Consider the following 14,959-nt stretch of genomic DNA (forward strand, 5'->3'; position numbering starts at 1 on the left):
TTTCAAAATTGGATGTCGAAAAGATAATACTCCTCCAATTTAAAGTATTTTTCTAAAATAATCAAAAAAGCGAATCTACACTCCAATTTCATAAATAGTTTAATTTTTCAGGAAATTAGGTCGCTTATTTTCCTTCTATCCATTTCCACATTAATTTCTTTTTAATAATTTCTACCAAAAACAGATAAGTAATTGTCGCAGCAATCAAAAAAAAGAAATAAGTGGCCGGTAAAGGAACAAATCCCCAAAATTTTGCAAGCGGTGTAAAAGGCAATACTGCAGCAAGCGAGACTATAGATAAGACCATAATGATTAAGGGATTACTGGGTCTACTTTGCCAAGGACTTTTTACCGAGCGAATTACAAATACGACTAATGTTTGTGTAGCCAAAGATTCTACAAACCAGCCGGTTTGAAATAATGCCTCTGTTGCTGCAAAAATCTTCAGCATTACAAAAAAGGTAATAAAATCAAAAATAGAACTTACAGGACCAATATAAAACATAAACTTACGAATAATCGCGATATCCCAATGCTTCGGTTTGCGTGCAAAACTGGGATCTACATTATCGGTTGGAATTACAATTTGCGATGTATCGTATAGAAGATTATTTAAAAGAATTTGCGTTGGTAACATCGGTAAAAAGGGTAAAAAAAGAATCGCACCAGCCATGCTTAGCATATTCCCAAAATTGGAGCTGGTTCCCATCATTAAATATTTCATGACGTTTCCGAACGACTTTCGTCCTTCAAGAATTCCTGCCAACAACACGCTTAAATGACGTTTTAATAAGATAATATCCGCCGCTTCACGAGCTACATCCACAGCCCCAGCAACTGATATTCCTACATCTGCCGTATGCAAAGAAGGAACATCATTAATTCCATCACCGATATAACCCACTACATGCCCGCGCGCACGAAGAACGCTAATAATGCGCTGCTTTTGCATGGGCGAAATACGGGCAAACACATCGACCTTCTCCGCAATGTCGCCCAATGCCGCATCCGTAATATGATTTAATTCTTCGCCAAGAAGCATGCGGCTCGCATCAAGACCTACTTGCTGACAAATATGTCGTGTAACGCGATCATTATCACCAGTCAAAATTTTTATCTTGACCCCCTCCCGAGACAACTTCTTTATGATTGCCGGGGTTTCCTTGAGTGCTGGATCAAAAAAGGCAAGAAATCCAGCTAAAACCATATTTTGCTCATCTGGAGCATGGTATGAAGATTTGATATCAATTGTTCGGTACGCAACGGCCAATGTTCGATATCCTTGCTCACTTAACGATAAAAAAACAGATTCAATTTTTTTGCGTGCTGCATCATCTAATGGATGGATTTCCCCAGCCAAATCATAATGAGTGCAATCACGGATCACAAACTCAGGAGCACCTTTGGTAATCAGAATATGCGAACTGCTTTTGTCAACAACAACGCTGGAACGACGACGTTCAAAATCAAAAGGAATCTCATCGATCTTGTGATAGGTTTGCACATCGGGGTGATCATGTTTTAAGATTGCTGCATCTAGAGGATTAATATTTACTTTATTTAATACTGCAACATTAAACGGATTAGGAATTTCCGTACCAAACAAACTATTTAAATAAGCCAATAACATTACATGTTCAGATTGAGTTCCTAGTGGATCGATATGTTGTTCCAAAATCATTTCACCACTGGTTAAAGTACCAGTTTTATCACTACACAGAATATCAATGCTGCCAAAATTCTGAATTGCCGATAGGTTTTTGACTATAACTTTTTTCTTTGCCATATGTACTGCACCTGCAGCAAGCGTTACTGTCGTTATCATCGGCAATAATTCCGGGGTCAGTCCCACAGCTAAAGCGACCGCAAATAACAATGACTCAAGCAACGAACGTTTTAAATAAATATTGACCGCAAATACAAACAGAACAAGAAAAAATACCACTTTCATAATGAACAAACCAAAGCGGACAATACCTTTTTCAAATTCAGTATGCGGAGCAGCTTTGGAAAGTGTTTTGACGATGTAACCAAACTGAGTGTTCTGACCAGTTGCAGCAACAATTGCGGTGGCAGTACCACTCACTACTGATGAACCTGAAAAAACCACATTCTCTGCTTCTTCAATATTTTGAGATACCGTACGTTCCTGGAGCGCTTCTTTTTCAACTGGTAAAGATTCACCAGTCAGTGCAGCTTGCTGTACATGTAAGTCTTTTGCTTTTAACAACAACGCATCTGCGGGGATTAAATCACCGGCTATGAGCTTTATAATATCGCCTGGAACTAACTCGCGGCATAGAATTTCATTCCATTGACCATCTCGTAAAACATTTGCAGTAGAAGCAATATTCTTCTGTAATTTTTTGACTGCAACTAAAGAGCGATGACTTTGAAAATAATCCAGGCCAATACTCATAATCACCATAATGATAATAATAATGGAACTAACAACATTTCCAGTAAACGCTGAAACTGCAGCGGCAATCAACAATATGGCAACAAGTGGATTAGTCGAATGTGAAATTGCTTCCAAAATAAGAAGTCGATAAGGACTTTGTGTAATTTCATTAAATCCATATAAAGCTTGTCTTTTTTGAGCTTCCGCATGGGTTAATCCAGCAAAAGAACTATTTAATTTGGCAAATATTGCTTGGTTATCCATAGTAATTAACGATTGCAAATCCATTTATTTTCATCCTATGCGTTGCCTACCAGATAATGCATTTCATTTTAAACGCACAAAAATCTTTATAATGTATTCAGCCATGCATAGATTTTTGCACTAAATAATCTTGGCGCAAGCGGTTCGCAATGACCTCCAGTACCGTCTTCATCATGAAATAGAATGTATTGTTTTTTGCATTGCAACTGATCATATAATTTTTTTGCTTGACCTAATGTGATGTATTCTAAAGTATTATCACAAACCAGCATGGGGCACTGAATGCGCTCGACCAATCCATCCAAAGTATAAGCACGAGTTCTATTGAGCATTTCTTCAACGGTTTTCGCACCAAATCGCCACGTTCTACTTTCCAGCATAAACCGTAAATGCTCATCTGTTTTCATGACATGTGTTAAAGCCTGCTCTAAAGGAGCATCCTGCAAATCCGGGAACTGAGTCATGATGGAATTAAATTTAGCCTCAAGGTTACCACTTGCATCAAATATACCGGGGTCAACAATACAACCTGAAATTCGTTGTTCTTTTGTTACGGCTCGAGCAGCAAGATAACCACCAAAACTTCGACCAATTAAGAAAATCTTATTCGGATCGATTTCAGGGCGATTAATAATAAAATCAACAACTTTCGCAATGACCCGTTCCCAATCAGGGATAAAGGGTATTTTATTTAATCGCAGCATGCTGCCTTGACCAGGCCCTTCAAAATTTAAGCAATGAAAGCCTCGCTTTAAGGCCTCAGCAGCCGTACTAAAATATAATTCTTCTTTAGTACTATCGCCCCCGCCCGTGTCAATCAGAATGGGTTTAGGATGATTCGACTGAGTATGATTTAGGTACAGATATCCAGGCAATGTCGTATTTTCAAAGGGAATTTCTACCTTTTCCACCGGGGTTTCAAAATACTCAAGAGCGTGATGAAAAGCACGAATGCTATATTGTAATGCCTGCTCAATCCGCGGATCAGTAGGTACATCTTCCAGGAAAAAAAAGGCTGTTCGATAATAGGTGCATGCGCGTAGAAAAGCCATTTTCGCATCATAGCACAAGCCTTGAGTACGATAGGTTTCAGCCATACTGTAATTGCGATCACCAAAAGCAGCCCATCGGGCATACCAGCTTTCTTTATTACCTGGCTCAATTTGATTTGCTATGGCAAAACACTCTCCAATTTCAGCACCTTGATACGTAGCACATCCTAAACTTCTTACTAGCTGAGCATTAAAAAGTGCCGGTTTGATGAAGTCCCGCATAAAATATCCCCATAGTTCATCGATTCTAATAGTCTATTAGAATTTAACGTCAAAAAATATCTTATTTAACTTTGCGGATTTACTTAATCGATCATGACATAGACAATCCACGGTTCTCCTCGTCCAATTTTGTCGTACAGTGTTCGAGCTACCCGGTTATCTGGTTTGGTTATCCAATAGACTTTATGCCAATGCCGTAATTTACTAAGTTGTTTTAACTCTTCAATAAGCATTCTAGCGACTCCAGCTTTTCGATGTTCTGGTTTTACATATAAATCATGTAAATAGCATTCTGGAGCGATGCTCCAAGTGCTTAAATGAATAATAAAAGTAAGAAAGCCAACCGCTGCATTTTGAGAGTCACTTGCAATAATACATCCTGTATTTTTATCTGTAGAGAGTAGTGTTTCAAATGTATTAATAACTACTTCAGGAGGTAGAGATACTTGATAAAACTTCATATATTCATGCCACATTGCGAACCAGTTTTCTTCATCAATAGGCTGCAACATTCGCACCTTGTATTTATTCATTAAAATTTCCAATCAGTTATAACATCCTTGAATTACTTTTTTTCTTCTTGGCAAAGAGCGCGACATCTAAATACCGCCACCACAATAATGCCTTACCAATAAATAGAACAAATAAGAAGTTTGGTTTGCGTAGGATTATGGATTTGATGCTTTTTAAATGGCGCAAAGTAAAAAAAATCGTGTTCTTTAAGGCAGTGAACCGTTCCTTCATAAGTCAAAATACCACTTCCATTTAATACAATCCAAACCTCTTGCTCGTGATGGTAATCGAGTGGCGTTTCACACTGAGGCATCACTTCAAAATAAGTTGCTTGAAAAGGAGCGGATACCTTTTTTTGTGAAAAATCAACTGGATTTACCACAACGCCGGGAGCAATATGTTCGGGGTTAGAAATAACCAACCTGGGGTTTACAAAAAAATTAGATTCAGGCAATTGAGGCATATTTTTGTTCCTCATGAACTAATTCCTGCTCCCAATCCAAAACCGTGCTCTCTTGATTGAGATCATAGATTTGCGCGTGCGCGATGCTGTTAATTATTTTTGCACTTCGCCATGCCATAACACTTAAATTAGGCTCAGCAATCCCATAAGATTGATGCGCTGCATTCTGGACATAAATGCGATGTTGCTTGGGGCCATCCCATACAATCGAAAAATCAGGATTCATGCAAAATGCGCCATTAATTAATGGTATTTTATCTGCAAGCGAGGAAAGATAAGCCGGGAACTCCCACTGATAGCCTGTACACAGAATCACAATATCGGCAGAAACTATTCTTTTTCCCATAGTACCTAGTTCGGTCAGAAGTAACTCATATGCCCCTGATTCGCTATTCATATTTGTTAATGCATGACGAGGGAAAAATTTAAAAAACTTACCTTTATTTTCCAGAAATTCCAAGCTATAAAGTTTTTGATAAATTGCTTGCAACAAGTGCAAAGAAATACCATCACTAGCCAAGAGTTGCTCCTGCAATAAAAATGCTTTTTCTTTTTCAGATAAATGAAAAAAATATTCAGCATATTTAGGAGTGAAAAACTCATTTACAAATGGAGAAGTATCCATCGGTAATAGTTGCTCTCTCTTCGAAATCCAATTTAATTCTGCAGGTAATTGCTCCCCATGAAATAAAATATGTTGCACAATTTCAGCACCGCTTTGCCCACCACCAATAATCGCAACTCTTTTTCCCTGCCAATTTATGGGATGAAGTAAAAAATTTTTATTATGTAATACATTCTCACCCAAATAACGTTTGGCACAAGCTGGAACTTTTGCGGTTAAGCCATTACCCAAAATAAGATGCCTTCCCTTAACTGTTCTCTTCGTTGTTTGCATGACAAAATGAGATTTATCAAAAAAGACGCCTTCAACCTGCTCATTAAACACTAAATTAGGTAATGACCGACTCACCCAATTTAAATAATGACTAAATTCCGTTCGTAACACCTGTTTAAATTGTGCATTAATAAAACGATACAATCGTTTGTGTTTTGCAAGATAAGCAATGAATGAATAAGGATTGGTAGGATCAACAAGCGTAACCAAATCATTTAAATAACTAACCTGAATTTCAGCTTTGGGAAATAGCATTCCAGGATGCCAAATCATTTCCTTATTTTGTTCGAAAAAAACACTGGAAATCTCTTTAACTGAAGATAAAAGGGCCGCTAAACTTAAATTAAATGGTCCAACACCTACTCCAAGTAAATCGGAAGTTTCATGCTTTATTCTGTTCATAACAGATTCCTTCTGCTTGTGTCTTAAATTCCGGAGTAATTCGTTTTAGGGTGAGTTGTATTTTTTTCTGTAATGGCTGTGCTGGCTTAACAAAAAAATCCGCATAGCTAGGTAATTGTTCATATCCCAGCGCATGCCAGATTGTTTCACCTAGTTTTGGCATATAGGGATAAATCACCAAGGAAAACCCTTTTAACCACCAGAAATAATCATCAGTGCAAGGATCGATGTTCTGGCTTAAAACCATCCAGTGATTTAGAGATTGAACTCCTATATGGGGTAAAAATTGAGCGGGTTGTAACACTTGCTCCTGAATTGAAAACAATTCACATAATTGGTGTTGCAACGATTGAGTGCAAGAGTGCATGACTAGCTCAGGTAGATTTTGTATACCATAAACAACACGGTGCTCAAACCAATCTACAATTTTGTTGTAATATTGGATGAAATCATTCATGACAAAATTGCCTGTTTGATTTCGTACATCAATCGAAGCAAGGTACATCCGAATAATGTCACTGGAAAGTCCTTTTTGATTGATGGCCTCATCGACTCCAATCATGTGTTGTCGGCTTGTTGAAAATTTACTGCCATCAAGATAATAAAAATAATTCACGAGGTAATAATCAAATGATTTGTATTGAGGGCATGCAGAACTAATTCCCAAGGCACTGCTTAAAAAAGGTAATGCATTATCGATACCAAAACTAGAAATAGTGATCACATCAGAATCTGCAGCAAATGCATTTTTATTGATGCCCATGATTTTTGCCGCTATTTCCCCAAACATCAAAAAATAGGCAAATACAAAACCATAACTAAACAACGTTCTTGAATGCTCAGGATCAGTCTTATCGACCAACCCCCAATCACACTGAGTTGTAAGTCTAAATCGATAATTCTGCAACACTTGATAAGTGTGAAATAGTGTCTGGAGGTTTTGATTGATTCCTTTGGAAATAAGATCAACATTTCTGGGAAGCTGTAAAAAAATATTTTCAACCTCCTTTGGCTCTAAACCGCCCTCATGAATCATTTCTTCTGGACGAAAATGGGCACCACAATGCTCACAAAAATAACTCGCGGTTCGTTCATAGCATACAGGGCAATTTCCTTGAAGCCAGTAACCTGTGAGATAACGTTGATTCCTCTCATCCCAAAGCATGTTTTCTTTTAATCGTGTAGTGGCTTTATTTTCCAATAATTGTTGAACAATCTCTTCGTGCCATTTTTGATATGATGCATTCCATTTGTTATCGAGTGGATTAATAAATTCATCACATTCAATATTCATTTGCTCTAAATCATGTGCAATTAATGCATGATAATGATGACATGTATCCTCAGGGTGTGTATGTTCCTCCTCTGCTTTTCCTGCTGCATAGGACTCATAACTGTCGGTTCCAGAGATTATCCGCGCTGAATGCCCACAAAGTCGTAGGTATCTTGCCAGTATGTCTGCACTCAAAAATGGACCGCCAATATGACCTAAATGCAGTCGACCATTAGGGGTTGGCACCGAAGGTATGAACAGATAGTTTTTTTTATGTCCAGTCATTGCTTTACTCCCAAGCGTTTTTATCCTTTAAACTGTCTGCCATAATTTGAATTGAGTTATCCCAACCAATTTGCGAAATCTGAATTGCTTTTTTAGTATCCCTCGCTAGCACTGCGGCGACTAACTCCTCATTTTCTTGTTTGAATTCCGTTAATACGTGTCCATCATTATGATGGCGCCCCAAGCATAAAAAGCGATAGCGTGATGAATGGTCATACAACATATCCTGGATTTTGAGTAACCAGGGAGATTGACAGGCTTTGATTAGAGCATGGGTAAATTCTTTTTGTAGCGCATCCCATTCAACAGGATCTAGTGGTTTGTTTGATGATGAGGTAAGGTATTTTGCATATCGATGCCAACAGGCAATAATATCTGCTTCCCAATATTGATCTCCATATTGTATCGATAATTCCAGAGCACGTGTTTCAATCTGAATCCTGACGGCATAGAGGTCATATAATTCGGCTAAAGATAAAGAAGGAACAGCAAAACCACATAAATCCTCAAAACTGACTAGGCCGTGACTTACCAAGCGAGATAATGCTTCACGTAAGGGACTGTATCCTACCTCATAACGTTCCTTTAACTGTTCCATTTGCAATTTTTGACCTGGCTCAAAATAACCACTCACAAGATCAAGTCGTAACTTCTCTAATACCGTGCTCGTCTTTGATTGTTTTACTTTAATTTGCGACATTAAATTTCTCTTTAATTTAAAATTTCGAATAGTATTAATTATTTTCGATAATTTGTAAATTATCGAAAATAAAATAAGTAAACATTTATCGATTGAGGTAGCTTGATTATTACTAATTACAGATGCGAAATCACACTCTATGAGACAGCAAGAAATAAACTACCTTATTTGAAAATATTGCATCCCACTTCTATATTTATTTTTTTAACTCTTCTTTTTTTGAAAACTGATATTCGAATACCATTTGGGCCTGTTTATGTTGCGCTATACCTGCTGCTTTTAACCAGGATAGTCAAAATGTGCGCGGCCTAATAAGTTCATTGTTTTGAGCGTAATAATAATAAAAAATGGAGCTAGCTTATGAATACAAATGAACACACGGAGCTGGGTGATGCATTACGATTTCAAGAATGGGATAGCTTACAAGGCAATCCATATATCACGCTCGATGAACAAGGATGCCTGCATTTACAGGTTCAGGGGTTTAATGAAATTGGTCTTCCTGAACCCATTGGATTAAATGTCTCTCCTGGGGTCATTATCGCCATGTCTGGCGACTATTTTGGTGGAAAAGAAGTATCCCTTGATTTACCCAGTATTGGGGAGTTTAAGGCTAATCGGAAAGCTTTTGATCGCAAAGGAACCAGTGAAACTCTAGGGAAGTATTTAATTAAAAAACCAGTTAACGAGAGCGAGGAACAAAAATTAATCAGCTCTTATAAAAGACTGGCAAATAACAACGTACAACAAAGTGATATTAATACTATTTATACCATAAATAATGGTAAGTACATCCCATTTTCAAGCACTTTAAATTTCTACGCACAACAACTCATGTTTGCTCTACGGGTAAAAAATTACAGTGAAATTTTGACCAGAAATTTATCACATTTTACCCCGTGGTCTGTTCGTGTTTACACTATAGGTCATCATATAGCCCTCAAATATGCGCGCATTCATTATGAGTTAAAACAGTACATTACTCATAAAGATTATCAATCAAAGAACGATGAATTCAATGCACTGCTTAAGGTTCTCAAACAGACTCCTGACGGTTTGGATCGAGATAAATTGCTGGATCTGGCCCATCGATATCAGGCATTGGCATTGGGCATGGAGTTTTTTTGTTTTCACTATTATACCGACCACTTTGCTGCCGGTCATATTTCATTTGTGGGTGATTTAAGAGCCCTGCTTCCACAGCGTTTTGGAGTTTGGGGCAGTATTTTGGTCAACAGTTTACATGATGAATTAAACAAAGTGACCGTTTACACCAAACGCATTTATGATCCATCACCCGATAAAAGCGAGCCGCCAGTTACCGCGGGGGGGGATGATGATTTTGATGTAGCAAATAATTATTTTAATAAACAAGCCTGTTTGGCAGGCATGGCTTGTTCACTACAAGACCTAAATTTTGTGTTTAATGGAAGTAAATTACCTGAACAGACGCAATATGGCGGTTTGGAACAAATGCCTGATATTGATAAGGAATACCGACAACCACAGCCCTTACTATTGTTAGGTGACGACAATAAAATTTATTACCGTACCGATCTCAATCGCATTGAGATCTTATCGCCATCTCAATTGCAGGCAACCTCTGCTGCTCCAGCACAACACGGATATAGTGAGTTAAGTAATAAACTTGAAGCTTTTATGTTGGTTTTCAAACTTCGTATGTTACCTTTTATCTATACCAGTCAAGTCGAAACGCCTACCGCCGAGCAACTTCAATTACTGGAAGCAGAGGAAAATGAACTTAATCCAGGAAGAAGGCCTATACCCCAACCACCAACTGCTCTTGGGCCAATACCTGTTACAGTACCGGTCTGGCAACAACCTGCGAGCAAACACATGGTAACTCAGGGGATTATGCGAAATGGATTCTTAGCTACCTCAGGAGAAAGAAAACGTTCCTTGGAACAGGATAGTTTGGACATTGAAGCAACATTAACTGCTTCTTCACTATAATAAGTGCCAGCCTGTATTAAGAATACAGGCTGCTATTTCCACTGAAAATATCTTTTTGCATCAATCCACGAAGATTTCCGGTAGATGCTGATTTTTTCATAGCAAACAAAGAGAGTTGACGATGAGCAGACATCGCCCCATCATTGCCATGAATATGTAATGGATTACTAACTTCTAGCTCATCAATTGGCTCAACATTCTTTCCAACTCCAGCAGGGAGAGTTTGTTGTATTGGTTGTGTTTCTTTGAGCTTTAATTGTTCACTTACTTGAGTTACTTTTTCTTCTGCTGCTGCTAGTTTAGAACTTAACTCGTTCTTCTCTTGTTCCAAACGATCTATTTTTTCTTGCATTGTATTAATTTGCGCTTTATCTGCTGCCTTCTCCTGAAGCGCCTTTATCTGAGTATTAATGTCATGAATTAATTCGCCTAGTTTTTCTGTCTCTTTATCCACAACAGTTGGTTTGCATAATTCATCAATTTTTTCTTTATCCAGGCCCTTCCAACGGCTAATCAGATTTTCAATCCCCGGGCGCTCAACAAACCAGTACACGGCCAGTGCTGCAAAGCCTACACCAACTGCAGCAACAACAATAGGCCAGGCCGTTGCAGACATAGTAGCGACGAATAAACTGGCAATTGCCAAGGATACCGTTTGCCCGGCAAAAAAACCGCCACTGAAAAAGATAAAACCTGCAAAAATTGCCGTAAGTTTTTTCGCAGTGTCTAAGTATGGATTATCGGAAGCTAATGTTAGATCCCCACGGACTTTATTTAACTCCAAATGTCTTTGGAGTAACATTAGTGCGAGCTTGCGATATTCATCAAGCTCTTCTTGTGTTTTATCTTGTTTAGCAAGGCGGGTAAGGCGTGCGCGAATCGCTTTTATTTCTTTAAACTCTTCGAGCGCCGCATCAATTAACTGGGGCGTTTCTGAAGATTTAACCCCCAGATTCTTGGAAATTTCAACTAAATCAAAACTGCAAAATACAATCACCGAAACAATTGAAAATACCAGGCCTCCCGCAAAAATCGCGATCGTAGGAATTGAAGAAAAAATTCCCATGAATGCGGTAATACCATCAAACCCCTCACAGCCAAAATAAATAGTTCCCGCAAGAGCAAGTAAGGCATATTTAGCTTTTGCAGACATTGGAGTTTTTGTAGTTTCTTCTTCCTTTGCCCCTGGATTTAATGACTTATTCAATTCTTTTAATAAGGAGGCCCGTAAGGAAGTGACTAAAAAAAAGGTATTCTCATCACTCTTAATAAATCGAGTTTGTGCAAACCAATCAATTATAGTCTGTACATCAATATCCGCTTTGTTTGCAAATACTGTAACGAGGGTTGGATTAATTGCTCCTAATTGTACTATTAAATCTTGTATCGTTTGAGTCAGTTTGACTGGATCGGTCATATCGCCTCCCCCCTAAATTTCTGGGCTTATTTGTTTTTCCCAAGCGATATGGGAATAGCTTATATAATACTGACCATTTATTAACCAAACATTAAATAGTATAAGTAAATGCTGTAATAAGTATTGATTTCGTTAAAAATGATCAAAATAAGCCCATTTATTCACATTCACCAAAGGAAAAAAGTGTAATTAGTTTTATTCGCTGATTTGAGCTATTTGTGAGAACATATAAAAACTTGGACCTTTTCTTACCGATGGATTCGGATAGTTAAGAGGAATGTGGCACCGTAACGATGAAGGACTAATCATGCCCAAAAAGGTAATCGAAGTTCCCGAATTACTTTCTTATGAAAAGTATGGATTTACACAATGTATTCAATACAGTGATTTGATTTTTGTCACCGGGCAAGCAGGGCAAGATAAGGAAGGAAAAATAGTCGGCCTCGATATTGAATCTCAAACCCGACAACTGTTCCAAAATATCGAATATGCCCTTCATGCAGCCAATTCAAGCTTGGAACATATTCTCGCCATGACATCGTACATTGTCGAGATTGAGAAAAATGGCCCTGCTTATTTTGCAACCAGGAAAAATTGTATGCCTGTTTCCTCCTATACAAGTACCTCTATTGGAGTTGCCGCATTGGCATTACCTGGGCTGCTCGTTGAAGTCAGTTGCATTGCAGCACCTGGAAAGTAAATAATTTTAGGGAGATTTTCAATGATAATTTTATATTCTTACCCAGAGCTCTTTGGCCTTCCTGATAATAATCCTTTTGGTCTAAAAGTAGAAACTTTTCTTAGACTTACGCAAATAGATTACCAGCATGAGCATATTATTAATACCCAAAATGCACCACGAGGACAATTACCCTATCTGATTGACGATGAGCAAACCATTACAGATAGTAATAATATTTTGCAATATCTTTCACAAAAATATGTGAATTTAGATCACGATCTAACAGAAGAACAAAAGAACATCCATTTTTTAACTACTCGTATGTTAGATAATCATCTGTATTGGGTTATGTCCTATTCACGTTGGCAAGATGAACAATTTTGGCCTTTATTCAAAGCTGGATTCTTAAAACAACGTTCCGAATTATCAGAAACTACTCTTGAACAAATAAGAAAATATAATATTGAAAAATATCATTACCAGGGGATTGGCAGATATTCGACTAAGGATATATATCAATCCGGAATTGATGATCTGCGAGCGATTCTTAATATTTTAGGAGATAAAGATTATATATTTGGAAATAAAGTACATACACTGGATGCTTGTTGCTATGGCTTTTTAGCAAATATTCTCTATTTTGAGATTGAAACGCCACTGAAGGATTTTATGATGCAAACTTCATTAAGAAATTACATCAATAGAATCAGAGCGTTGCTTGGGTACTAGGATGTATTGACATCCCCTAGCAAAGAAGAAGATTAATTTTTATTCCAAATAACATCAAGAGCCCGCAACTCGCTCTCAGTTAAAAGTTCATATTGATCCATTGCACGAGTGACATGATTTGGATAGTGCTCAAGACATTTTTTAATCAACTTCAACAAGTCCTGCTCATTTATAGGCTTGGTAATGAAATCAATTGCACCCGCTTTTATTGCTCTTACGGCCATGGGAATATCACCATAAGCGGTAATAATAATGACGTTGAGTAGGCTATTTTGTCTTTTTAATTTTCCAAGGAGCTCTAGACCATCCATGTCAGGCATACGTACATCGGTAATCAAACATCCGGTATGTTTGGGATCATATTGTTCTAAAAAACTTGTCGCATCCAAGTAAATTTTTACTTCAAAGCTCATTGAGTCAAAAAGCCATTTCAAAGCACGCAATACATTTTCATCATCGTCAACAATATATATTGTCTTATTCACTCTGTGACTCCAAAATATGATTAGGCAATCTAAAAGAACTTATAGTTCCCTTGCCAGCAGTATTTTGTTCTATTTTAATGCTCCCGCCATGAGCTTCTATAATTTTTTTACAAATGCTTAACCCAAGACCCAAGCCATACTCCTTGGTGCTATAACATGAAGTAAATAGATTATCGAGTACACCTTGTGACACACCAGGTCCATTATCAACAATAGTAACCACTACGTCCGTATCAAGATTTGCTATCTTAATCAGTAACGAAGGATTTTGGGTTTGGGAATCAAACATAGCTTCAAAGGCATTATTAATAAGGTTTAAGAATACCTGTCGCATTTGATTGCGATCCAAATAGACTTCGGTCAAATTCGCATCAAATTCATATTGAACTGTTCCGGAAAAACTCGAATAAAATTTTGACAAGATGACAGACTGTTTTGCTAATGAAACCAAATTAACTCGCTCAAAGTGTAATTCTCCATGGGTAACAAAACGTTTCATTCGCTTAACAATAGTACTTATTAGTTCAACTTGTTCTAAGGCTTTTTGGAGTACGTCGATGAACTGATTTGAGCCTTTATCCTCTTGCTGTAAACGCAAAATACTACCAAGAAGATAGGAGTTCAGTGCTAATAAGGGTTGCGAAATTTCATGAGATAATGAAGAAGCCGCTTCTCCCGAAAAATAACATCTTGATATACGATCAAGCGTTGTTTGTTGCTGCTTTATCAATTCCTGATTTTGTTTTTGTTCTGTAATAAAATGCCAGGTTCCAATCATTTTAACTGGGTTATTCTCTGCATCACGAATATAACGACCACGAGCTGATACCCATTCATAATGTCCTTTGGCTGATAGAATGCGAAAATCAGAGTAATGATCCTCAAAATGGGTTAGAGAATTAATTAATGCATTGGCTATTTCTTCGCGATCCTCAGGATGAAGCCGTGTTATGAAATGATCAATATGGCCCACTTTGCTGTCTAAATTTAAAACAGATAACGATTCAGAATAACCAAAATCAATAATTTCATTTGTACTCAAATCCCACTGCCACACATTTAATTTGCCTACATCCAATAATTCCATTAAGTACGTATGGGAAATTTCATAGGTGAGATTGTTTGAAAATAGATCCTCAGAATATTTCCTTTCTAGATCCAAAGACAACTTGGAATTCATCATGATGTATCCCCTATGA

13 protein-coding genes are annotated in these 14,959 nt (G+C 37.6%); 3 read left to right on the top strand and 10 right to left on the bottom strand.

Annotation, left to right across the window (positions count from 1 at the left end; genetic code table 11):
• Positions 1-124 precede the first annotated feature (124 nt).
• From mgtA to BW930_RS04715, 7 genes are all read right to left on the bottom strand, one after another.
• Complete coding sequence (mgtA, locus tag BW930_RS04685) at positions 125-2,689, bottom strand: magnesium-translocating P-type ATPase (RefSeq protein ID WP_058467223.1); 2,565 nt, start codon at positions 2,687-2,689, stop codon at positions 125-127.
• Positions 2,690-2,751: 62 nt separating this feature from the next.
• Complete coding sequence (locus BW930_RS04690; RefSeq protein ID WP_058467224.1) at positions 2,752-3,939, bottom strand: alpha/beta hydrolase family protein; 1,188 nt, start codon at positions 3,937-3,939, stop codon at positions 2,752-2,754.
• A gap of 83 nt (positions 3,940-4,022) precedes the next feature.
• Positions 4,023-4,472, bottom strand: a complete 450-nt coding sequence (locus tag BW930_RS04695; protein WP_058467225.1) for a GNAT family N-acetyltransferase — start codon at positions 4,470-4,472, stop codon at positions 4,023-4,025.
• 92 nt (positions 4,473-4,564) lie between these two features.
• Positions 4,565-4,915, bottom strand: coding sequence for a cupin domain-containing protein (locus tag BW930_RS04700; RefSeq protein ID WP_058467226.1), 351 nt, complete (start codon positions 4,913-4,915; stop codon positions 4,565-4,567).
• Complete coding sequence (locus BW930_RS04705) at positions 4,899-6,215, bottom strand: lysine N(6)-hydroxylase/L-ornithine N(5)-oxygenase family protein (RefSeq protein ID WP_058467227.1); 1,317 nt, start codon at positions 6,213-6,215, stop codon at positions 4,899-4,901. The genes BW930_RS04700 and BW930_RS04705 overlap by 17 nt, the downstream gene beginning before the upstream one ends.
• Complete coding sequence (locus BW930_RS04710) at positions 6,196-7,773, bottom strand: methionine--tRNA ligase (RefSeq protein ID WP_058467228.1); 1,578 nt, start codon at positions 7,771-7,773, stop codon at positions 6,196-6,198. Before BW930_RS04710 ends, BW930_RS04705 begins: the two co-directional genes overlap by 20 nt.
• 4 nt (positions 7,774-7,777) lie before the next feature.
• Complete coding sequence (locus BW930_RS04715) at positions 7,778-8,473, bottom strand: GntR family transcriptional regulator (protein ID WP_058467229.1); 696 nt, start codon at positions 8,471-8,473, stop codon at positions 7,778-7,780.
• A gap of 360 nt (positions 8,474-8,833) precedes the next feature.
• Between BW930_RS04715 and BW930_RS04720 the strand changes: the two genes are divergently transcribed.
• Complete coding sequence (locus BW930_RS04720; protein ID WP_058467230.1) at positions 8,834-10,447, top strand: hypothetical protein; 1,614 nt, start codon at positions 8,834-8,836, stop codon at positions 10,445-10,447.
• A 16-nt stretch (positions 10,448-10,463) separates the two neighbouring features.
• On the opposite strand, the gene BW930_RS04725 is transcribed toward BW930_RS04720, so the two are convergent.
• Entirely contained in the window at positions 10,464-11,864 is a 1,401-nt protein-coding gene (locus BW930_RS04725; RefSeq protein ID WP_058467231.1) for a coiled-coil domain-containing protein, read from the bottom strand.
• Positions 11,865-12,171: 307 nt separating this feature from the next.
• On the opposite strand from BW930_RS04725, the gene BW930_RS04730 reads away from it, so the two are divergent.
• Both BW930_RS04730 and BW930_RS04735 read left to right on the top strand, forming a co-directional pair.
• Positions 12,172-12,564 (top strand): Rid family hydrolase, encoded by a 393-nt coding sequence (locus tag BW930_RS04730; protein WP_058467232.1) that lies wholly within the window; start codon positions 12,172-12,174, stop codon positions 12,562-12,564.
• A gap of 21 nt (positions 12,565-12,585) precedes the next feature.
• On the top strand, positions 12,586-13,275 hold the full coding sequence (locus tag BW930_RS04735) for a glutathione S-transferase family protein (protein ID WP_058467233.1): 690 nt from the start codon (positions 12,586-12,588) through the stop codon (positions 13,273-13,275).
• Between the two features lie 32 nt (positions 13,276-13,307).
• Here BW930_RS04735 and BW930_RS04740 read toward each other — a convergent pair whose 3' ends face one another.
• Positions 13,308-13,760 (bottom strand): response regulator transcription factor, encoded by a 453-nt coding sequence (locus tag BW930_RS04740; RefSeq protein WP_058467234.1) that lies wholly within the window; start codon positions 13,758-13,760, stop codon positions 13,308-13,310.
• Positions 13,753-14,943 (bottom strand): sensor histidine kinase, encoded by a 1,191-nt coding sequence (locus tag BW930_RS04745; protein ID WP_058467235.1) that lies wholly within the window; start codon positions 14,941-14,943, stop codon positions 13,753-13,755. Before BW930_RS04745 ends, BW930_RS04740 begins: the two co-directional genes overlap by 8 nt.
• Positions 14,944-14,959: the final 16 nt, after the last annotated feature.

The sequence above is a fragment of the Fluoribacter gormanii genome (genome assembly GCF_900156395.1).
In the GTDB taxonomy this organism is placed as follows: domain Bacteria; phylum Pseudomonadota; class Gammaproteobacteria; order Legionellales; family Legionellaceae; genus Legionella; species Legionella gormanii.

Coding starts and splice junctions, on each gene's coding strand:
- BW930_RS04690 (WP_058467224.1), bottom strand. CDS start 3,939: ATGCGGGACTTCATCAAACCGGCACTTTTTAATGCTCAGCTAGTAAGA.
- BW930_RS04715 (WP_058467229.1), bottom strand. CDS start 8,473: ATGTCGCAAATTAAAGTAAAACAATCAAAGACGAGCACGGTATTAGAG.
- BW930_RS04720 (WP_058467230.1), top strand. CDS start 8,834: ATGAATACAAATGAACACACGGAGCTGGGTGATGCATTACGATTTCAA.
- BW930_RS04745 (WP_058467235.1), bottom strand. CDS start 14,943: ATGATGAATTCCAAGTTGTCTTTGGATCTAGAAAGGAAATATTCTGAG.
- BW930_RS04725 (WP_058467231.1), bottom strand. CDS start 11,864: ATGACCGATCCAGTCAAACTGACTCAAACGATACAAGATTTAATAGTA.
- BW930_RS04730 (WP_058467232.1), top strand. CDS start 12,172: ATGCCCAAAAAGGTAATCGAAGTTCCCGAATTACTTTCTTATGAAAAG.
- mgtA (WP_058467223.1), bottom strand. CDS start 2,689: ATGGATTTGCAATCGTTAATTACTATGGATAACCAAGCAATATTTGCC.
- BW930_RS04705 (WP_058467227.1), bottom strand. CDS start 6,215: ATGAACAGAATAAAGCATGAAACTTCCGATTTACTTGGAGTAGGTGTT.
- BW930_RS04700 (WP_058467226.1), bottom strand. CDS start 4,915: ATGCCTCAATTGCCTGAATCTAATTTTTTTGTAAACCCCAGGTTGGTT.
- BW930_RS04710 (WP_058467228.1), bottom strand. CDS start 7,773: ATGACTGGACATAAAAAAAACTATCTGTTCATACCTTCGGTGCCAACC.
- BW930_RS04735 (WP_058467233.1), top strand. CDS start 12,586: ATGATAATTTTATATTCTTACCCAGAGCTCTTTGGCCTTCCTGATAAT.
- BW930_RS04695 (WP_058467225.1), bottom strand. CDS start 4,472: ATGAATAAATACAAGGTGCGAATGTTGCAGCCTATTGATGAAGAAAAC.